12 protein-coding genes and 2 pseudogenes are annotated in these 21,316 nt (G+C 59.1%); 9 read left to right on the top strand and 5 right to left on the bottom strand.

Features of this window, described 5'->3' with window-relative positions; genetic code table 11:
- Window positions 1-30: 30 nt before the first annotated feature.
- From ACIP5Y_RS00070 to ACIP5Y_RS00055, 4 genes are all read left to right on the top strand, one after another.
- Window positions 31-300 carry a hypothetical protein gene (locus ACIP5Y_RS00070; protein ID WP_400346178.1) on the top strand — a complete coding sequence of 90 codons (270 nt, stop codon included), beginning with the start codon at window positions 31-33 and terminating at the stop codon, window positions 298-300.
- Between the two features lie 10 nt (window positions 301-310).
- Window positions 311-1,951, top strand: coding sequence for an AAA family ATPase (locus ACIP5Y_RS00065; RefSeq protein ID WP_400346177.1), 1,641 nt, complete (start codon window positions 311-313; stop codon window positions 1,949-1,951).
- A 371-nt stretch (window positions 1,952-2,322) separates the two neighbouring features.
- Window positions 2,323-2,838, top strand: coding sequence for a winged helix-turn-helix domain-containing protein (locus ACIP5Y_RS00060; protein ID WP_400346176.1), 516 nt, complete (start codon window positions 2,323-2,325; stop codon window positions 2,836-2,838).
- Window positions 2,763-3,365 carry an IS630 family transposase gene (locus tag ACIP5Y_RS00055; protein WP_400346174.1) on the top strand — a complete coding sequence of 201 codons (603 nt, stop codon included), beginning with the start codon at window positions 2,763-2,765 and terminating at the stop codon, window positions 3,363-3,365. The genes ACIP5Y_RS00060 and ACIP5Y_RS00055 overlap by 76 nt, the downstream gene beginning before the upstream one ends.
- Before the next feature lie 501 nt (window positions 3,366-3,866).
- Here ACIP5Y_RS00055 and ACIP5Y_RS00050 read toward each other — a convergent pair.
- A complete protein-coding gene (locus tag ACIP5Y_RS00050; RefSeq protein WP_400346173.1) occupies window positions 3,867-4,079 on the bottom strand; it encodes a ferredoxin in 213 nt (70 codons plus the stop codon).
- A gap of 914 nt (window positions 4,080-4,993) precedes the next feature.
- Between ACIP5Y_RS00050 and ileS the strand changes: the two genes are divergently transcribed.
- Window positions 4,994-8,143, top strand: a complete 3,150-nt coding sequence (ileS, locus tag ACIP5Y_RS00045; protein ID WP_400346171.1) for an isoleucine--tRNA ligase — start codon at window positions 4,994-4,996, stop codon at window positions 8,141-8,143.
- Between the two features lie 630 nt (window positions 8,144-8,773).
- Here the strand turns inward: ileS and ACIP5Y_RS00040 are convergent.
- The 4 genes from ACIP5Y_RS00040 to ACIP5Y_RS00025 form a co-directional block, all read right to left on the bottom strand.
- Entirely contained in the window at window positions 8,774-9,256 is a 483-nt protein-coding gene (locus ACIP5Y_RS00040; protein ID WP_400346169.1) for a hypothetical protein, read from the bottom strand.
- Window positions 9,174-10,523, bottom strand: a complete 1,350-nt coding sequence (locus tag ACIP5Y_RS00035) for a transposase (protein WP_400346167.1) — start codon at window positions 10,521-10,523, stop codon at window positions 9,174-9,176. The genes ACIP5Y_RS00040 and ACIP5Y_RS00035 overlap by 83 nt, the downstream gene beginning before the upstream one ends.
- A 352-nt stretch (window positions 10,524-10,875) precedes the next feature.
- A complete protein-coding gene (locus ACIP5Y_RS00030; RefSeq protein ID WP_400346166.1) occupies window positions 10,876-11,115 on the bottom strand; it encodes a hypothetical protein in 240 nt (79 codons plus the stop codon).
- Between the two features lie 777 nt (window positions 11,116-11,892).
- Window positions 11,893-13,149 (bottom strand): cytochrome P450, encoded by a 1,257-nt coding sequence (locus tag ACIP5Y_RS00025; protein ID WP_400346164.1) that lies wholly within the window; start codon window positions 13,147-13,149, stop codon window positions 11,893-11,895.
- Between the two features lie 743 nt (window positions 13,150-13,892).
- Between ACIP5Y_RS00025 and ACIP5Y_RS00020 the strand changes: the two genes are divergently transcribed.
- The 4 genes and pseudogenes from ACIP5Y_RS00020 to ACIP5Y_RS00005 form a co-directional block, all read left to right on the top strand.
- Window positions 13,893-14,732, top strand: coding sequence for a TauD/TfdA dioxygenase family protein (locus ACIP5Y_RS00020; RefSeq protein ID WP_400346162.1), 840 nt, complete (start codon window positions 13,893-13,895; stop codon window positions 14,730-14,732).
- 214 nt (window positions 14,733-14,946) lie between these two features.
- Window positions 14,947-15,450 (top strand): glutathione peroxidase, encoded by a 504-nt coding sequence (locus ACIP5Y_RS00015; protein ID WP_400346160.1) that lies wholly within the window; start codon window positions 14,947-14,949, stop codon window positions 15,448-15,450.
- 485 nt (window positions 15,451-15,935) lie between these two features.
- Window positions 15,936-20,339, top strand: a pseudogene (locus ACIP5Y_RS00010) (type I polyketide synthase); the annotation flags it as partial.
- A 117-nt stretch (window positions 20,340-20,456) separates the two neighbouring features.
- Window positions 20,457-21,316, top strand: a pseudogene (locus tag ACIP5Y_RS00005) (beta-ketoacyl synthase N-terminal-like domain-containing protein); the annotation flags it as partial.

Raw genomic sequence — 21,316 nt, 5'->3', positions numbered from 1 at the left:
GTTCGGGCGTCGGGAGAGGATCGCGCACACGTGAAATTGATCGACGGGGTACACAGGATCCGGGCTGTGCAATCCAGTGGTGCACACGCCATCGATGCGATCTTCTTCGACGGCGACGAAAGTCAGACATCTCTACTGTCAGTGCGGTTAAACAGTACTCACGGGCTGCCGCGGATGCTGTCTGATAAGAAGATTGCCGCACAGCGCATACTCTCTGACTATCTGGACTGGTCGAACCGCAGGTTGGCTGAGGTTGGCTACGGCGAGAATTCATCCGCCGGCACTATGGAAACTATCTAGTGAGGTTTGCATGGAGTTAGTTGAGCGTGCCGATGAAATGAACAAGTTGGCCGACATCTGTCGAGCTGGTCTGCAGGGGTGTGGGGGTCTTGTTGTCGTTAGGGGCGGGCCAGGTGCAGGAAAAACGGCATTCATTGAGGGTTTTGAAGGGCGACTTCGTCGTGACGGAGTCAAGTACGCGCATGCTGCCTGTCGATCGATCTTGAACAAATCACCTTATAGTGTAATCCGTCACCTTCTGCTTACTTTTGGAGTATCAATGCCTGCTGATGGCATCGAGGATTCCGACAGGGCGTTCAATTATTCCGTCGATCATGAGGTGCTGGAGGGCTATGTCAGTGCGATCCTTGATGCTTCCTTAAACAGCTCTATTATATTATGCGTTGATGATATTGAATACGCGGATAAAGCTTCACTGCAATGCCTCTCTTGGCTAGTGAGAAATCTTACAAATGAAAGAATTCTCGTAATTGGAACAGCTGGACTTAGGTCGAATGTCGTATCATCCACAATAGATCTTGAGGTACTTCGTCGCTTAGCGAAGAATCAGATTCAAATCCGCAGTCTCAGCCGTGAAGGCGCTAAGGAGCTTCTAGAGAAGAGATTTGCAGCGTCTGACCTGGACGTCGGCGGTGTTCTACTTGACGGCATCTTTTCTATCAGTGGAGGGAATCCGTCGTTGGTGAATGCGATAATTGATGATCAATTGGCAACACAAGATGGCTCGGGAGACGGGTTTCGTATTATTCTTGGTCGTGGCTTCCGCAATGCGGTGATCCGCGCATTGGGAAATGTCAATGCGCCGGTGAGGCGTGTTGCGGAGGCGCTTGCCGTATTGGAAGTTTCGGATTCAACGTGGTTGTTGTCATCGTTTCTCGATTCTGATGAAGATGTGACGGCAGATCCCGCGGTTCGGGCGTTGAATGGAATGGGTCTATTAGGTGATGGCCGCTTTCGTCACCCGGCTATTGCTGAGACGATTCTTGAGCGACTCTCCCCATCGGATCGGTGTGCGCTGCACCTCCGTGCCGCTGTGATTCTTCAGGATGTTGGCGCTCCTGCGTCCACGATAGCGCACCATGTAGTGCAAATAAGTTTGGATGCGAGTCGCTGGGCTGCCAGTGGTCTTCTTGTCGACGAAACAACTGACCAGAATGAAAGATATAGAGAACTGTTACTTGGTGATGAGCGTATAAGGCCAAAACTAGACCAATTATTTAGGATGGTTGGAACTCTGAGGTCGCACGAAGATTTCATGGTGCACTCTTCCGAGTCGTATAATGCAGGTAATCCGATCGTTTCAATAGGCCAGCACCGCGGGCAGGCAGGTAGTATGCAGTCTCGCGCAGTCGTTGGAATTGAATACGGGTCTTCATCTGCTGCGATTCGCGCGCAGCACTCGGGATGCGGTGAGGACTGTGGGCTGTTTGGTCGTATAGCGGAACGCTTAACTGCGGCCGAATCTAGGGTGGCGACATTAGTTGCAGACGGCTTGACAAACCAGCAGATTAGTCGCCGACTTTATATAACAACGAGCACTGTGGAACAGCATTTAACAAGGGTGTACCGCAAGTTGGGGATAAAACGTCGTCGGGAGCTGGGTATGATCCTTGCAAACGCGTGCTGCATCCCGCGACAGTCCTGGGCATAGGTTTGTTACTAATTATCAATTACCTTCTACAACAGGCATGGACGGTCAGGATTAAAGCTCTCGGTCGAACAGTCTTCTTGCGGCATACCGAGTCCCGCGGACCAATGGCCGGCGCTATTTGGCTCGCTCGATTTCTTCTGTACTCTTATCGGTGTTTGACCGTATGCTGACATTCTTCGAGATTCTTCGAGTTGTATGCTGCCGCTCCGAGGACCTGCCGGACCAGCTTGATGGCCATACGGGATGATGATTGACCTCACTCGCCCACGTCTCCGACTACTGAGCCTTAATGGGTGATGTCGTGGGGGCATGACCGTGCTGGCAGGGTGTGGGGGTAGACCTGTCGGGTGAGGTATGCCCAGGGAGGTGGGTTGACCGAGCGGGGCCGGCAGGCGCGGGAGCGGCTGCGGTTGGAGGCAGCGCGGTGGTTTGCCCGGGGTGATCAGAATGCGGTGATCGCCAAGGAGTTTCGGGTCAGTCTGCGGTCGGTGCAACGCTGGCGTCGCGACTGGCAGGCCGGTGGGGAGACCGCGTTGCGGTCGAAGGGACCGGCATCGCTGCCATTACTGACCGACGAGCAGTTCGCGGTGCTCGAACACGAATTGGCCAAGGGTGCGACCGCGCACGGGTGGCCGGATCAGACCTGGACGCTGCCGCGGATCAAGACCTTGATCGGGCGGCGGTTTCACCTGTCCTACACCATTCAAGGGGTCTCGTTGCTGCTGCATCGGCACGGCTGGAGCCGTCAGGTCCCGGCGCGGCGTGCGGTCGAGCGAGATCCGGCCGCGGTGGCCGTCTGGGTGAAAGACACGTGGCCGCAGGTAAAACGAGCGCGGCGGCGTCGGGCGGATGGCTGGTCTTCGAAGACGAAGCCGGGTTCTCGATGACGCCGCCGACCACCCGCACCTGGGCTCCGCGCGGACAGACCCCGGTGGTGACTGTTCGTGGCCGATCGCGGCGGCGGATCTCGATCGCCGTGTTGGTCTGCTACCGGCCCGGTCACCGGTCGAGGTTGATCTACCGGCCCCGCCGTGACAGCGAAAACCGGAACCGCAGAAAGAGTTTCGCTTGGACCGACTATCGCGACCTGCTCATCTGCGCCCACCATCAACTCGGCGCGCCGCTGGTGGTGGTCTGGGACAACCTCAACACCCACCTCACTCCCGGAATGCGGCAGTTCGCGGCCGACCACGACTGGCTCACCGTCTACCAGCTGCCTGCCTACGCCCCCGATCTCAACCCCGTCGAGGTGATCTGGTCGTTGCTGCGCCGATCCATGGCCAACACCGCCTTCACCGACCCCGACCACCTCATCGCCGCTATCCGCACCGGCCTCAAACGCATCCAGCACCGGCCCCACCTGATCGACGGCTGCCTGGCCGCCACCGGCCTCGACCCAGCGAATCGATCATGACGACTTCACGAATTGAGGTTCAGTAACCCAACGCGCTGGTCGTCGTCGTTGCTGACTACGACCTCCATCGACTGACATATCTTTCAGCCGATCTACTGGGCAGGGTTGGCTCGAGGCGGATAATCCAGTTCTCTGCCTCGCCTCAACTGCGGGGACCAATTGGCCGCTGATTGATACAGGGCCGAGTCCACCCGAACGACCCAAGCACGCATCCCCTCACTGAAAGTGGAAACACGCGCGGATGCAACGTGATACAGCAAGGCGATGCGGGCTCGGCATTGGCAGTACCCGCACTGACAGGGGCGCGGCCTCGGAAGATCACAGTGGGCCGCTGCAGATCCTGCCTGACGCGCCGATCGAGCTCACCGTCGAAGCTCTGCAGGCGATCGAAAGCTGAAATCGCTGTGGCTCTGGTGTTCTCGCTCGAAGTTCACCGATGAGCAGACTACCTGATCCCGGCATGCGTTCGTGTGCCGGTTCGTTTTCAAGCAGCCTCTTCACTCACTGCCCGGAATGGCTAAGATCATGGATCTTCAGTGCCGCCACAGGGCATCCCGCCACAGCATCCCTGACAGCCAGCCACTGACTCGGGGGAGGTGTTGGATCCAGCAGCTCGACTACCGCGTCTTCGGTGCGCTGATCGAACACCTTAGGCGCAGCTAGGACGCACTGCCCGGAACCGACGCAAATGCCCTGATCGGCCGCTACTCTCATCGCTTCTAGCTCCTTCGCGTGACTGGTGGACGAATGCTCAGACTCAAGGGCTAACACGAATGTGTAAAGCAACCACAGCGGAGTGATCAAGTACTTGCCAAGCTCCCTGTCAGCAAACGCGATGCTAACTCGGCGCCTAGTAACGGTTACCCTGATCATTGGTCAAACGATCCACATCATTGTCCGACGGTTAACGAGTATGGAAACTCAAGGCTAGCATGAGATTTGGAATGATGACGGCTGTGCGTTCTCGCGAACTCGGGGGCGAATCGAACGCAGTCGAGTTAGCGTCCATACCTGCAGTATATGGCGATGGCGGTGTGACATAGCTTTTCCGATGGGTCGTCAATCCTTGAAACATGGTGCAGTAGTCAGATGTTGGGGGAAACCGTCCTCTACGCCGGCGCTCGGACGAGATCGATCGGACGGTTGCTAGGAAGCCTGCAAGAGTCTGTCTCTAAAAAGGGAGTCCCACGGGACTCGTTCCGGGAGGCCATGCCTTCCGCATGTTCGGGAATGCACAAGGACCTGTTCCCGCGCAATCATCATGCTCTCGACTATCAGCGGCAACATCCTCGAAACCGACTCGCCGACAGTGACATTCACCTCGCGTACTGATGCATCGTGTGGCACGATGCTGGTCCACCGCCGAGGTGAACTACGTAGACGACTGCTAGACTGTGACGAACGGCGTCGATCCGGCCATCACCGGGGAGCCTCCGGAAGAACAGAGGTCCCCGTTAATCGGCGCTCCTCCCAGTAGAACCGGGCGTTACCGCACGTTACGCGGGGCAATGAGCGGCATCTGTTCGCAGGTGCAAGCGGGGTGGTACCGCGGTGCCCACTGGCGTCGTCCCCGCATGACGGGTTAAGGCGGGTCGTGCGCGTGGACGAATACGGAGGATGCCGTTCATATGGCTGGGAAGATGCTGTTCAACTCTCCATTCAGGGTGTTGCCAACGCAGGTAGATCTGCCCGCTCTGGATACGCGAATCGGCCAGTGGTGGCGCGAGCATGATGTATTCCGGCGCAGCCTGGAACAGACAAAGGATGGCGCAAGTTGGGTCTTTTACGAGGGGCCGCCAACGGCAAACGGTTCTCCGGGGACCCACCATGTGGAGGCGCGGGTATTCAAGGACATTTTCCCACGCTTCCGCACAATGAAGGGCTATTCGGTGCCCCGGCAGGCTGGATGGGACTGCCATGGCCTGCCTGTTGAGCTTGCCGTCGAGAAGGAGCTCGGCCTCTCAGGTAAGCCCGAGATCGAGCAGATCGGCATTGATGTTTTCAACGCTCGATGCCGAGAGTCAGTTATGCGGCACGTCGGTGAATTCGAGGCCCTGACCGAGCGAATGGGGTACTGGATCGACCTTGAGCACCCCTACCAGACGATGTCCCCAGACTATGTCGACAGCGTTTGGTGGTCTTTGAAGAAGATCTACGAAGACGGCAAACTTGTCGAAGACTTCAGGGTCACGCCCTACTGCCCGCGATGCGGCACGGGGTTGTCGGATCATGAAGTTGCACAAGGATATGAGAACGTCGTAGACCCCTCGGTTTACGTGCGGTTTCCACTGACGGAACCGCTTGCCGGAAAATCTGGCGTGGACCTGCTGATTTGGACAACAACGCCGTGGACTCTGGTTGCTAACACCGCCGTCGCCGTCCACCCACAGGTGCGCTATGTTTTGGCACAGAGCGACGACGGATTAGTCGTCATCGCCGAGGCGCTCATGGCAGCGGTGCTGGGCGAGACTTCTGTACCATTGGCGACGTTTGCTGGTGCTGAACTGGCAGGACTACATTATCAACGACCGTTTGACCTTGTAGATATCGAAAACGCGCATATCGTCGTAACGGCCGACTACGTCACTACAGCCGACGGCACCGGGCTGGTACATCAGGCGCCTGCTTTCGGCGCAGACGACTTGAACGTGTGTCGACAAAATGGGCTGCCCGTCGTGAATCCGGTCGGTCCTAACGGACGGTTCCTCGATACCGTTCCGCTGGTAGGTCGACTGTTCTTTAAGGATGCGGATCAGATCCTGATCGACGAATTGCGCGCATCCGGGAGGCTTCTGCGGTCACAGAACTTCGAGCATTCTTACCCCCACTGTTGGCGCTGTCACACGCCGCTGATGTATTACGCGCAGCCGTCATGGTATATCCGGACAACCAGCGTGCGAGCCGCCTTATTGAGAGAGAACGAGCTCACAAATTGGTACCCTGAGCACATCAAACACGGTCGGATGGGCGATTGGCTCAATAACAATATCGATTGGGCGCTGTCGCGTTCGAGGTACTGGGGGACTCCTCTGCCTCTGTGGCGCTGCAGAGACAACCACGTCACCCCGATTGGGTCCCGAGCTGAGTTGGGTCAGCTGGCCGGAGCCGATCTGTCCAAACTTGATCCACACCGCCCTTACATCGACGACGTCACCTTCGCTTGTCCGCAGTGCCAGGAAACCGCTGTTCGGGTGCCTGAAGTCATCGACGCGTGGTACGACTCTGGAGCCATGCCCTTTGCATCACTGGGCTATCCCAACACGCCCGGAAGCGAGGAAGCCTTTGCTCGCCGATATCCCGCGCAGTACATCTGTGAGGCTATCGACCAGACCCGCGGCTGGTTCTACACCCTCATGGCCGTCGGAACGCTCGTGTTCGACCAGTCCCCGTATGAGAACGTTGTTTGCCTAGGCCATATTTTGGCCGAGGACGGCCGCAAGATGAGCAAACATCTCGGCAACATCCTCGATCCGATCCCGCTAATGGACGCATACGGCGCCGACGCGCTGCGCTGGTTCATGGCGTGCTCAGGGTCCCCGTGGGCGCCGCGCCGCGTCGGTCCCGGACCGCTCGAGGAGATCACACGGAAGCTGTTGGTAACCTACTGGAATACTGCATCGTTCTTCAGTCTTTACGCCAGCCACGCTGACTGGAAGCCGCAGTCAGCACGTCCGGCTGCTGCGCGGCCGGTCCTAGATCGGTGGATCCTTGGTGAACTCCACAGAGCTGCGCGGTCAGTGGACGATAAGCTGTCCTCCTTCGATACTACGGGCGCGGGACGGGAGCTCGCCGGCTTCGTTGATGACCTGTCCAACTGGTATGTCCGTCGTTCCCGGCAGCGGTTCTGGGCTGGTAACCAGGACGCCTTGTCGACGCTCTACGAGTGCCTCGATGTGTTGACTCGGCTTCTCGCTCCGTTCGTTCCGTTCATAACCGAGGAGGTCTGGCAGCAAGTCATCCGTCTAGGCCAGTCTGACGCCCCGGAGTCAGTTCACCTTGCAAAGTGGCCGACAGCGGATGTATCTCTCACCGGCCGATCGTTGTCAGAGCAGGTACGCACCGCACGGGCGTTGGTCGAGGCAGGCAGAGCCGCACGCAAATCTAGCGGGGTTCGGGTTCGACAGCCGCTGGCTCACGCCTTCGTAGGGTTGCCTCCTGGACTTTCACTCGATGAGGAGCTTTATGCCGATATAGCCGACGAGCTTAATGTCAAGGAGGTCGACGCGCTGGAAACCGTGGGCGCGGTAGTCGACGTTAGCGTCAAACCAAACTTTCGCGCTCTTGGAAAGCGGTATGGGAAGCGTACCCAGGAGATCGCGAATGCAATACTTGCGACCTCGCCGCAACAGATTGTCGAGGAATTGCGTGAGCATGGTGCTGCCACCGTCGATTTCAACGGCGAGGCGCTCAATGTTTCGACGGAGGAGGTAATGGTCGCCGAGATACCCCGCAGCGGCTGGGTCGTCGAATCCCTACGGGGAGTCACGATCGCATTGGACACTGTCATTACCCCGGAACTTGCATCGGAAGGCACCGCACGAGACATCGTCCGCGTGGTGCAGCAAGCCAGACGGGCCGCTGCATTCGACATTTCCGATCGCGTATTTGTAACTATTGCCAGTCCGGAGCCGGTGCAGTCGGCGGTGAAGCGACATAAGGCGTTCGTCGCGGCTGAAACCCTTGCCGACGAGATAGTCCTCATCGATTCGCTGGAGGATGGTTATGCCGGTATCGCTGACTCGTTCCCGATCTCGGTCGCGGTGGTTAAGTCGACGTGATCGAACCGGAATAGAGATCGTGAAGCATTTCCGTTGCAGGACACGATCTCGATGATCACCGATTGGTCGATCTTGTAGATAACGAAACCTTGTGGGTTCGATCCATCTGGATCGAATCCACAAGGTTTGCTAAAGCTGTTTACGGTTCCGGTGAAGCAGCTGTCGATCAGGTAGGAGCCGTATTGGATTCAACGTAACCCGGTGCGGACGGCGGTGGTCGGGTGGCTCGGGTATGTGAACAGAGTGTTGGTCCGACCGCAAACCAGCCTTTAAACTCCGGCCTCGAACTTCGACCCAGTCGAGAGTATCTGGTCACCCGCAGTGCCGCCGCGAGCTGCCAGTCCAGCTCGGCGAGGTTAGCGCGCATCCGCGCAGAGGTGCGCGTGCTGACCATGTCCCAGGTCAACAGCATCGAGCCGCCTGACTGTGCACGGGCGGAGGGCGGAATCGGCCAGAGCGTGTACCCGCTCTCCTGCAGACTCTTTCGATGGCAGCGGCGGGCAGCGACGATAAGGCTCATAGATCGGCCGGCGGCTTGCGTCTATAACGAGTCATCACATGGATCGATACTGAGTGCTGCGCCCTATCGTAGTTCTTCAGTGATCCCTAAGTAGTGGTTATCGTGCCTGCCTAGGTGACTGGTGTCGAACGGGCAGGTTCCAGCCGTGACGAGGTCTGCTTGGCGTGTGTGCATCGGCTGTCCTGTATCGGTGGTGGGTGTAGATAATCGACCGGAACCGATTGTGTCCGTTGATATTCGGGTTGTCGCATAGTCGCTTGGGTTTGATGTATGGGTGTCAAGCGATGGCGGTGGTCCAGCCGTCGGTGGTGTGGCAGATCCCGAGGACGGCGAGGCGGGCGAGGTTGATCGAGGCGGCGAGGAGTCCGAAGTCGGCGCCGATCCTGGCTTGTCCGCGGACGCGGGCGCGGCGTCCGCCGCGGCGGCGGCGCATCAGATGCCCGATCTTGCGTTCGACCCTTCGGGCGGGTGGCGCGGTAGGTGGCCTTCCAGGCCGGATCACGTTGCCGCTCACGGCCGATGGCCAGGTATTTCTCGAAGGCTCCGATGGTGATCGTGCGCCCACCGGCCGCGTTCGTGCACTGGGTGCGCAACGCGCACGCGGTGCAGGCATCGCCGAAAGAGGCGGCACCGGTGTGTCGGCCCGGAGCGGGTCTGGATCGGTGTAGTGACCCCGGCCGGACAGGTCACCGTCTGCCGGTCCAGGTTGACCGTGAAGCGGTCCTTGGAGAAATGCCCCTTGATCGACGGCGAGGGTTGCACCTTGATCAGGTTGGCAATCCTGTTGTCGTCCAACCGTTTCAGCAACTCTCCCGCTCCATAGGCGGCATCACCGAACACCGCCGCATCCCCAGCTTCGGCTTCGGCTTCGGCGGGGAGTATGTCGGCAAGCAGATCTTCGGCGGTGTCGGCGTCACCAGCATTGCCGGGTGTCACCGTGGTCGCGGTGATGATCTCGCTGTCGGGGTCGACAACGATGTGGGCCTTGTAGCCGTCGAACCCGTGAGCGCTGGTCTTGTGCCCGTGGCGGGTCTCGGGATCGACGGTGGAGATCACCCGGTCCGCGGCGGTGCCCCGCACGATCCGGAAAATCCCGTCGTCGTCTTCGGTGATGTCTTGGCCCAGCACGGTGGCCAGCAGCTGCGCGGCCTTGCCGGTCGCCTCGTCGAGTTCGAGCCCGTCGAGGGTCGCCAGCATCGCCATGCCCTCACGGGCACGGGAATCGACCAACTGCTCCCGGGCGGCGGCATCGTCCCAGTCGATCACCGGTTTAGCCGCGCTGGCATAGTCGTCACCACTGCTGACCTGCGCCCGCAACGCTCCTGCCAGCCCGGTGTCGGCGACGGTGAGCAGGCCACGGATCGCCGAGCGAACCAAGGTGATGGTGTCCATCGTGGCCACCGCGTCATACAACGGAGTCGAGTCCAAAACCCTTTTGCGGCCCACCAATCCGGCCCGACGCGCCACGTCGAGCACCGCGTCGAAGATACGGTTCGGCCGATCCGAGCGCGCCAGCCTCGCGCGCATGTCCACCAGGACCGTGTGCACGAATCCCGGATAATCGAAATCCAGGCCACCGGCGGCGTACTTCCACCGAGCGTCGAACGCGAAGCGTTCCACCGCCTCCCGATCCGAGAGCCCCTCGATACGCTGCAGCACCATCACCACCGCCACGATCGACGGGGGCACCGACCGCCGACCGACATCGGTGAACAGATCCACAAACATCTCATCCGGGAACAACAGGCCGCATTCCCGATGCAGCACACCATAAATCGAGTCCTCGGCCACCCGGCCGGCGCAGAACTCCACCGTCGACCGCAGCAGATCACCCTGACTCGGCACACGCCCCAACGTCACCCCAGCATTCTGCTCGAGACCCACCCCTCACCGCACGAAAAACACCAGCCACCTAGGGCGCTTATTCTTTGCCGGCCAAGGAATTGCGAGCGTCCCCTGCTGCTGAAGAGATTTGATCCAGTCTTGCGCGATGTGATGCGGAACCTCGTAATGTCGAGCTACCTTGACGATGCTGCCGAGTCTCCAGTACGTCACACCGAAATTGGCAGGAGCGCTGGAAATCTGCGGCGGCTGAAACAACGTTTGATTGTGCTCGCCGTCGCTTGCAACTGGCGTGTCACATCGACATGGCGGAACCTTCTCCCTGGCTGGATCCGGGGTTGGCGTTCTCACCGGCTTCGAATCAGTTGCCTCACAGGGTGCCGGGTTGTGGTGTTCTCGGGCGAGTTCGTGGACTCGCAAGCATCGCAGCCGTGCGGATAAGAAGCGAATAATCGAGATGCGCCAGGACTTCAGGTATAGATTCGTTACTGAGTGTTTCCGCACGCACCTCGGTCAGGCGCGCACGGGAGCCGTTGATCTCGACAGTTGCAATGGCAAGTTTGCTCCCAGTCTCATTGCTGGCGATCGTTATCGTGTAGGTGTCTGTCATGTATCCCTATCGATCCATTCAAGGTGTTGCTCTAACTGCCGTTAGCTGTGTGCGGCCGTGCGGACTTGTCAAATTTGCGAAGACGACCCATCCAACCTTGTACGGTTTTTCGTGGAACGCTGTAATTGCCTGGCTGCAGCCGTTACCGTGCTCAACTTCTGATACGCCGCACGTAACTCTTCGACGTCAGGCATCTTTCGATAGGCCCTCCCGGAGTGTGTAGGTTGTCCGGATCCTGTAGCCAGCAGCTCCGTACTGTATTGCTTGGTTACCTCAGCGGTATCTGTGTTACTGGTAGGAGCGCTGACTGTCGTCGACGAAGTCGGATTCAGCCGATGGAGGTTCCGTATCAGCGAGTAGGAACCTTGTCGCCAACGCGCGCCGGCGATCGCCGCTATATCGATGTCTGGGGTGTTCTCATACCTGGCCCGAGGTAGACCCGCAGGTCCTTGGCGTTAACCTCGATCTCCTCATCGCGAATGAATACTTCCGCGGCTCGAGACCACTGTTGCTCCCGGAATATCCGGTGCTCACGGCGATGGCTCGCTCTATAGGACCTGTTCGCCGAACTGGCAGTCGAGGCCTCGGCCGATCCGGTCGTGGTCGGTTGGTGACCGCCCAGCACGTCTATACCTGACCGGTATCGTGGTGGTGGTCAGGGATTCTGGCCGCTTACCTGCCTGGACATCACTCGGCTCAGGCTGCTCGCTCGACTAACCTGTTACGACAGGATCGAAGGCGAGATCCTTTACCTCTACCCGATAGATAAGCGATTGATCATCCTGGCTTTGGTGCCAAGTATATTGGGAGCGATTCGAGCCCTCGCAGCAGCATCCGAGGGCGCCATTGAAGTTCATCAATCTGAGTTGCAAGTTGAATAGAAGGGAAGCGGCGCAGAAGAACCTCTATTGCAATACGCCCTTCAAGGCGTGCAAGGGGTGCGCCTAAGCAATAATGTATGCCGTAGCCGAAGGCTAGATGATTCGTGGATTGGCCCGGCGCGACTATTTCGGGTTCGGCGGCGAGTTTTGGATCGCGATTAGCTGCAGCGACGGCCACCCATACCAGTTCTCCCGGCGGAATATCGACTCCGTCGATGTTCATGTATTCTGCAGTAAATCTGGGGCTGGTTAGATTAACCGGTCCGTTGTAGCGCAGGAATTCATCCAAGAATTTCGGAATTCGTTCTGGGCAGGCTGCGGCATCCTTTAGTAGAGTGTGGTCAGATAGAAGAATTAGGGCGCTATTGGCAACTAGATTGGATGTGGTTTCATAGCCGGCGAACAAAATTAAAAATACCATGGCAATGAGCTCTGATCTGGTCAGCTGATCCTCATCGTCTCGAGCCGCAATCAGCCTTGATACTAGGTCGTTACCGAGATTTTTGGTGCGATCTTCGATCAGACCGCTGATATAATCAATCAACTGAGACGCTGCTTGTAAGCGCAACGATTGTTCGGTGAATGAGAATATCGTTGCTGTCAGTTTCCGAAATTCCGTGGAAGCTGCTCCGGGAACACCAACGAGCTCGCCAATTGTGGATGTAGATAGTGGGAGTGAATAGCCGCCTATTAGATCGACGGCGTCAGTTGTCGGCATTTCATCTAGCAGGCTATTTGCCAGATCTGTAATTCGAGGTGTAAGGCTTTCGACTGCGCCGGCAGTGAAGGCCTTACCTGCCAAATTTCGTAGCCGTGTATGGTCGGGCGGATCCGTATTTAGCATATGGCCAGTAAGCTCGCTGATGGCCGCGAACGATCCGTCGCGACCTTGACGCTGTACGATCTCGGCAAAGCCGTTGATATCCTTCCGGGCTTCCTTTTTGCTCAGTAACTGACGGGCGGCTGAGTGTCCGGTGATCAGCCAACCCGCAAGTCCGTCTGGAAATCGCACATGATGAACAGTGCCGTGTTGTCTAAGCCGTTCGTATGTTGCATGGGGATCGCTCAGATAGTCCGACCCGAGCTCTATAGGGGGTGCCGTTTTACTTGCCTCAAGGGAAGCGCCTTCGGCGCAATCGTTGCTAGCATTCATAAGTCTGTTTTCCTTGTGGGAATTGGTCGGGCTTGCTTCGCTGAGCTTCCTATTTCTTGAACTGCACTGTATGTCGCAGGCTGGTTGTAATGCGAGTTTGTTGAAACTAGAATACGAGGGGTGACATCTAGTCCATTTTATCCTATTTACTCAAGTTGGAAGTCGTACCCCTAACTATCCCCTAGTGGCTCCCTAGTGGATCGCCTCCATGTGCGGAGTGTATACAGCAGATACAGGCTTGACCGATCTCGGTCCCGGTGTGGTTTGACATAGACCAGCCACCGTGAAAATGCTAGGGAGGACTTCGAAGTCGTCGTTCGGGGAGTGGATTTGCAGCGGCCCGCCGGCTGGGCATCAAATGGACGGCGCTAGTCGGCTGTAGAGTGATGCGCTTCCCTGCGAATGTCACACGAATGCTAACCCTGCTTGCGGAGAAGCGTGTATGGGCTGCTGACGAGCGGACGACCGCGTTGTGTAAATTCCCTGGTTGTTCGTGACCCTTGGGGCTATCAATTGGCTCGATCCGCGGACCCATCCCGTTGCCTGTCGGCGTATAGGGGATCAATAGGGGTTAGTCGTGGTCGGTATTGAAGTAAGCTGTCAATCGTTGGACAGGCGCGTCGATCATAGCCGCACTACTTGTTGCCATGGCAATGGGTGAACGGCAGCAATCTATTGAGTTGGTTATTCTGGTCGAGCCCGTTTGTGCAGCCTGCTGTTCCAACGTAACTAGTGGAGGATGAATGTCAACGTCGGTAGCTAATTTGCAGGTGGAAGCCGTAACGCCCACGTTGGGTGCAATTATCCATGACATCGACCTTAGTCAGCCGCTTGGCTCGGACACTGTGAAGGCCGTCCGGCAATCGCTGCTTGATAACGGCGTTGTTTTCTTCCGTGGCCAGGATATCAGCCGCGAACAGCTACGTTCATTTGTCGATAATTTTGGCACCGTGGCGCCGGTGCCGTTCGCAAAAGGCGATCGCCCAGATGGGATCACTGAGGCGGATCTGCAGGGGGCAAAGCGAGGCACGTCGGTCTGGCATGCTGATCTGACGTTCAATGCTGAACCGCCCAGTATTACTGTGTTGCGGGCTGTAAAGCCGCCAATTGTCGGCGGAGACACCTGTTGGGGAAGTATGTACGCGGCGTACGAAACTTTGTCTAAGCCGCTTCAGGATCTTCTCGAGGGGCTTACTGCCATGCATTCTGCGCGATCGGTTGTTACGCGTATGAGTGACGTTGAAAAGAAGTCAGCTGATTATTCAGCACCAGCCGACAGTTTTCAGCATGTTCATCCAGCGATTGTTGTCCACCCTGAAACTGGGCGAAAACTGCTCTTTGTGAACGAGTCTTCCACTACTCACTTCATCGAACTGAAGAAATCCGAAAGTGATCGGCTGCTAGGGCTGTTGTTTGAACATATTAAGTCTCCGGATTTCACTATGCGATGGCATTGGAAGGCGAATGATATTGCGATGTGGGACAACCGGTCAGTTCAGCATTACGCTGTTCCGGACTACGAATCGGCTAGGATTATGCAGCGCGTAGTTGTTACTGGCGAGAAGCCGCAGGGTCCGCAGTAGAGCTTCGCTGCAAGTCGTCATACTTCTCCGGTTGTCCGATATCTCCTCGCTTCCGCGCCGGTTTAACATCGCGAAACGACTATCAATAGATGTTTGCTAGTCCATGTAGCGATTTCGAACTGCGACTGTCGAGAATCTGATTGTGTAAACGAATAATAAGACTGGCCGGTTCCCTCTGGTGTAGGGTATTATCGTGCGATACTAAGGTTCTTTCATGTCTCTTTATGATATTCCAGTCGCTACGTTGTCTGGAGATCCGACTACCTTGGCCGGACATTCTGGCAAGGTGCTTCTAATTGTTAATGTTGCATCCCAATGCGGTCTTACCCCGCAGTACAGGGGATTGGAGCGACTTCAGAAGCGGTATGAAGGAAAGAAGTTCACTGTGCTCGGCTTTCCTTGTAACCAATTCAAGGAACAAGAACCTGGGACCCCTGAAGAGATCCTGGAATTTTGTTCCATAAATTATGGCATCACCTTTCCGCTATATGAAAAAGTCGACGTCAATGGAGACGCCCGGCATCCGATCTATGTGGAACTCGTTAGCGCGCTGGATTCTGACGGCAAGTCTGGTGACGTGCTATGGAACTTTGAGAAGTTTCTAATTTCGCCAGCTGGTGAGGTTTCCGGCCGCTTCCGCCCGCGTGTTGATCCCGAATCGGACGAGATCATTGCCGCAATTGATAATTTGTCGGCTAGTTTCGAAACTCAAGGATAATCGTCTCCTCATGTTGTAGTGTGATATTAATTTCACGTGTGCGCAGTGACGGCTCCAAGAGCTGCTTCAAATAGAATTTGAGTACCAATAGTAGCCTCTATCGAGGCAGGAGGGCTGCGGGCGATTGTGGTGTACGTCGCGTGCAGTCTCCGAGCATTTCCCGAGCAGGTTCAGTGCGTTGGAGCTAGCGGTTACCGTGGCGATGACCACCGCGCCCAATAGATTGGCGAGCTCACTAGAGCCGAGAACAGCAAAATGCTTAACCTGCTGTTCATACACGTGAGGTCGACAAAATTCGCCATGCGTTGGCAATTGCGAGAGGGTGGCATCGCGATGGATCGTCGTGTGCCGTGGCTGTAGGAGTAAGCGTGGGTGACGATAGGTCCTTCGAGTACCTCAAGAAATTGGCTTCCGAGCTTAAGCGGGCGCGCCAACGGCTCTCCGAGCTCGAACAGCGTGCTCAGGAGCCGATCGCGATTGTCGGCATGGCTTGTCGACTTCCTGGGGGGGCTAACAGCCCGGACGAGCTGTGGGACCTCGTGATTGGTGGAGGGGACGCGATCTCGGAGTTCCCCGTTGACCGCGGCTGGGACTTGGACGATCTCCATGACCCGACGGCAACACGGCCCCGCACCTCGGTCACCTGCGAGGGAGGTTTCCTGCCCTCAGCTGCGGACTTTGATGCAGGATTCTTTGGGATCTCGCCGCGGGAGGCGCTTGCCATGGATCCTCAGCAACGGTTGTTGTTGGAGGTTACATGGGAGGCGCTGGAGCGCGCGAAGATAGCTCCCTCAACCCTAGCCGGCTCGTCGACTGGCGTTTTTACCGGCCTGATGTACCACGACTATCCGACCTCGACGACTCCGGGAGTGGTGCAAGCCCACGGCGCCTCGGCTGGGATCGGCGCAGCGGGTGCAGTGGCCTCTGGACGGGTGTCCTATGTACTGGGTCTAGAAGGCCCAGCAGTGACGGTGGACACTGCATGCTCGTCGTCACTGGTCACGATGCATCTTGCAGCCTCATCTCTGCGATCAGGTGAGTCGACGTTGGCCCTGGCCGGCGGTGTCACAGTCATGGCCACGCCGGGGACATTCATCGAGTTCAGCCCCAATGGCGGTCTTTCTCCTGATGGCAGGTGCAAAGCCTTCGCGGAGGCTGCGGACGGCACGGCGTTCAGCGAAGGCGTCGGTGTCCTCGTGCTCGAGCGACTGTCCGATGCGGTGCGCAACGGCCGTACAGTGCTGGCCGTGCTTCGGTCCTCGGCAGTCAATCAGGATGGCGCGTCTAACGGTCTAACGGCACCGAACGGTTTGTCGCAGGAACGCGTGATCCGACATGCGCTAGCGTCGGCGGGTCTCACTCCGTCTGATGTGGACGCGGTTGAGGCTCATGGAACTGGTACCGCGCTCGGCGATCCAATTGAGGCGCAGGCACTTCTGGCGACTTACGGTCAGGATCGGCCGGAGGATCGGCCATTGTGGCTGGGGTCGGTAAAGTCGAACATCGGCCACAGCCAGGCGGCCGCGGGTGTCGCCGGCGTCATCAAGATGGTGCAGGCGATGCGCCATGGGATCCTGCCGCGCACTCTGTATGCCGAACAGCCCACCACGCATGTGGACTGGGATCAAGGCCGAGTGCGGCTGCTTACCGAGCAGCAGCCTTGGCCCGAAACCGGTCGTCCGCGCCGGGCCGGTGTCTCGTCATTCGGGGTCTCCGGCACCAACGCACACGTGATCCTAGAAGCCGCGCCCGAGTTGGGTGAGCGTGCAACGACGGATTTCGGCACAGATGTAACGACAGATTTCGGCACAGACGTTCTGTGCACCAACACCGAGATGGCGTGGGTTGTTTCGGCACGGTCCGCCGCCGGGTTGCGTGATCAAGCAGCGCGGCTTCTGACACACGTCCAAGCCGACGAAACGCTCGACATCGGTGACGTCGGCTGGTCGCTGCTGCAGACCCGGTCGTTGCTGGATCATCGTGCGGTAATCGTCGGCGCAGACCGCAGCGAACTGGAGGCGGGGCTGTTTGCACTTAGTGCGGGCGAGCCGGCCCGCAACGTCGTCGACGGCGCTGTGGGCACCAGGGACGGGGTTGTTTTCGTGTTCCCGGGCCAGGGTTCACAGTGGCTTGGGATGGCCCAGGAACTGCTGGCCACATCGCCCGTGTTCGCTGCGAAGGTCGCCGAGTGCGCGGGAGTGATGGATCAGCTGGTCGACTGGTCGTTGCTTGAGTTGCTGAGCGACCCAGAGAAGGCCGCCGAGCCGCTGAAACGCCTCGATGTGGCACACCCAATGTTCTTTGCGATGATGGTGGCGCTGGCCGAGGTCTGGCGCGCTATGGGTATCGTGCCCGCAGCCGTGGTAGGGCACTCCCAAGGCGAAGTCGCTGCAGCGTACGTTGCGGGTGCCCTGACCCTTGAGGATGCACTTCGGATTGTGCTCGTGCGCGCGCAGACCTTCGAGCAGGAGATGCTCGGCCGGGGTGCCGTCGCGTCGGTCAAGCTCCCGAGAGCCATCGTCGAAGAGCAAATCACCCGCTACGACGCGCTATCCATTGCAGCCACCAACTCGCCGTCGTCGGTCGTCATCACCGGTGATATAGCGGATGTGCGTGCTTACCTCGCCGAATTGGAACAAGATGGGGTGAGCGGGCGCATCCTTGGGCTGGCGGCATCGCATTCGGCAGCGCTAGAGCCGCTGCGCGAGCAGCTCATGCGGGATCTGGCATTCGTCCGGCCGATGCCGGGAACCGTGCCGATGTACTCGACAGTGACCAGCGCGGTGGTCGACTTCGCGGCGCTGGACGCTGAGTACTGGTACAGCAACCTCCGCGAACCCGTGCAGTTCGAGCTGACTGCGCGGATGCTCGCCGAAGCCGGGTTCTCGACATGGGTTGAGGTGAGTGCGCACCCGGTGCTGACCGTGCCGATCCAGGAGATCCTCGACACCTACTATCCCGAACTGAGCGCCGAGTCGGTCGTGACGGGTACGTTGCGCCGCAATGAAGGTGGTCTGAACCGTGTGCTGTTGTCGGTTGCCCAGCTGTTCACACGTGGTACTGCGGTGTCGTGGGATGGCGTGTTCTCCCAACGCACTCCGAAACGCGTGGGCTTGCCGACCTACGCGTTCCAGCACCGCCGCTATTGGCCGGAAATCGACGCGGGCCCAGTCGCCGAACGTGATCCGTTGGACGCGGAATTCTGGAAAGCGATCGATGCTGGCGAGGTCGAATCTTTGGCCCGGTACTGGGGCGTCGAGCACGACCTAGCCGCTGAGGTGGTGCCGGGCCTTCTACGGTGGCGTGAGCAGAGCCGCCTCGCCAGTCAGGCGAGCGGCTGGTGCTATCGGGACCGCTGGATCAGTGTCGACCACTTGGGTACCGCGTCTGGGCCAGTGACCGTGGTGGTGCCGTCGGGCGAGTTGGATCGCTGGGTCAGTTCCGTCGTCGCGGCACTGCGCCCCGCCACAGTCGTGGCCTGGGACGGCTCAGATTTCATCGGCGAGCTCACTGGCACGGTCGTGTCCCTACTCCCGACCGAAGACGTTGCCAAGACCGTGCAACTGCTACAGGCTGTGGGTAAGCCAGAAACGCGGCTGTGGGTCGTTACGCGTGCTGCGGTGGCTGTCCGACCGACGGACAAGGTTTCCGGGGCGACTGCGGGCGCGTTGTGGGGATTGGGGCGCGTCGCCGCGTTGGAGCAGCCCGACATCTGGGGCGGATTGGTCGACCTACCGGAAGACCTGGGCGAGTCAGTCCTGTCTCGGCTGACAGGCGTCTTCGGTCGTGAGCACGGCGAAGACCAACTGGCTGTTCGGTCAGGCGGTGTATTTGGGCGTCGGCTGGTGCGTGCGACGCTTCATGACGGTGACTGGCGGACCAGCGGAACTGCATTGATCACCGGCGGCACAGGCGGATTGGGTGCCTGCGTCGCGCGCTGGGTGGTCGAGCGCGGAGCGCAACACGTGGTCCTGGTGTCCCGACGCGGGCCCGATGCTCCTGGCGCGCAAGCGCTATGCGCAGAACTAATGGCAGCTGGAGCGCGGGTCACCCTGGCCGCCTGCGATGTCGCCGATCGTTCGGCAATGTTGCGCGTCTTCGAGGATGCCTCTGCAGACTTCCCGCTGCGCACTGTCGTCCACGCCGCGGGAATCGGCAGCAAGCTGAACCCGGTGGTCGAACTGACACAGGAGCAGATCGAGTCGGAATTGCGCGTCAAAGCCGAAGGCGCGTTGTTGCTCGACGAGTTGACCACACAACTGACACTGGATGCATTCATTCTCTTCTCCTCCGGTGCCGCGTCGTGGGGCAGCGCTGGTCAGGGCGGGTATGCCGCAGCCAATGCCACTCTGGACAGTCTTGCGCACCACCGGCGCACGCATGGCCGAGTCGCAACTTCAATCGCGTGGGGAGGATGGGCGGCGCCCGGTTTGGTGGACCTCGATCCTTCCTTTGTTGAGCAGGTACAGCGCCTCGGGTTGCTCTCCATGGCACCCGACCTCGCTGTAGCAGCGATGCAACGGGTCCTTGAAGACGGCGCCACGACGATGACTATTGCCGACATCGACTGGTCCCGGTTTGCGCCCGCGTTCACAATTGCTCGGCCTAGTCGGCTGTTCGACCTCATCCCTGAAGCGACGCCGACAAGACCGGACCTATCCGGCAACGGCCTCGATTCCGATGTCGCTGACCGCATAGCCGGGCTGCCCACCGCCGAACGTCTCGAGCACCTGACGACACTGGTGCGCAATCACGCCGCTGCGGTGCTCGGCCATACCTCCGCCGACGCTGTCGCGCCGACGCTCGCCTTCCGCGACGCTGGGCTCGACTCGCTGACCGCAGTGGAGCTACGCAACCGGCTGCAAACCGCAACCGGGCTGACGTTGCCCTCCACGATCGTGTTCGACTACCCGAACGTCGCTCGCCTCGCTGTCTATCTGGCCGGTCAGTTCGGCGACAGTCAGCTGGCCGGGCACCAGTTCGTGCCGCAGGCACAGGTAATCGACGAGCCGATCGCCGTGGTCGGTATGGCGTGTCGCTATCCAGGTGGCATCACGAGCTCCGGCGACCTGTGGGAGTTGGTCGCATCAGGTATGGACGCGTTGACGCCGTTCCCTGCCGACCGCGGCTGGGATCTTTCTGCGCTGTACGACTCGTTTGATAGGCCAGGCACGTCGATGACCGGTGAGGGCGGGTTCGTAGACGGTGTAGCCGACTTCGATGCCGGGTTCTTCGGCATCTCGCCTCGCGAGGCGCTCGCCATGGACCCCCAGCAGCGGATTGTGCTGGAGGTTGTCTGGGAGGCGTTGGAGCATGCGGGCATTGACCCAGCCACCCTCGGCGGCAGCCCGACCGGGGTGTTCGTCGGCGCGGCATTTTCGGGCTACTTGGAATCGATTCGAGGTCTTGAGGAGACCCAGAACCATCGAATGACCAGTGGTTTGCTCAGCGTGATCTCTGGTCGCGTGTCGTATGTGTTGGGTCTGGAGGGTCCCGCGGTCACGGTGGACACGGCATGCTCGTCGTCGCTGGTGGCGATGCACTGGGCAGCACAGTCCCTGCGGTCCGGGGAGTGTTCGCTGGCTCTGGCCGGCGGCGTCAACGTCCTGGTACACCCCACAGGTTTCGTGGAGTTCACTCGTCAGGGTGGTCTGGCCGCAGACGGCCGGTGTAAGGCGTTTGCGGAGTCGGCCGACGGGACCGGTTGGTCCGAGGGTGTCGGGGTGCTCGTGTTGGAGCGGTTGTCGGATGCGGTGCGTAATGGTCATGACGTGTTGGCGGTGGTGCGGTCGTCGGCGGTGAATCAGGATGGTGCGTCGAATGGTTTGACGGCGCCGAACGGTCCGTCGCAGCAGCGGGTGATCCG

Origin of the sequence: Nocardia sp. NPDC088792 (genome assembly GCF_044750615.1) — a bacterium.
Taxonomy (GTDB): Bacteria; Actinomycetota; Actinomycetes; order Mycobacteriales; family Mycobacteriaceae; genus Nocardia.
The sequence above is the reverse complement of the archived record's forward strand: the minus strand, read 5'-3'. Positions and strand labels throughout refer to the sequence as shown.

Coding starts and splice junctions, on each gene's coding strand:
- ACIP5Y_RS00030 (WP_400346166.1), bottom strand. CDS start 11,115: ATGACAGACACCTACACGATAACGATCGCCAGCAATGAGACTGGGAGC.
- ACIP5Y_RS00065 (WP_400346177.1), top strand. CDS start 311: ATGGAGTTAGTTGAGCGTGCCGATGAAATGAACAAGTTGGCCGACATC.
- ACIP5Y_RS00020 (WP_400346162.1), top strand. CDS start 13,893: ATGTCAACGTCGGTAGCTAATTTGCAGGTGGAAGCCGTAACGCCCACG.
- ileS (WP_400346171.1), top strand. CDS start 4,994: ATGGCTGGGAAGATGCTGTTCAACTCTCCATTCAGGGTGTTGCCAACG.
- ACIP5Y_RS00025 (WP_400346164.1), bottom strand. CDS start 13,149: ATGAATGCTAGCAACGATTGCGCCGAAGGCGCTTCCCTTGAGGCAAGT.
- ACIP5Y_RS00015 (WP_400346160.1), top strand. CDS start 14,947: ATGTCTCTTTATGATATTCCAGTCGCTACGTTGTCTGGAGATCCGACT.
- ACIP5Y_RS00050 (WP_400346173.1), bottom strand. CDS start 4,079: ATGAGAGTAGCGGCCGATCAGGGCATTTGCGTCGGTTCCGGGCAGTGC.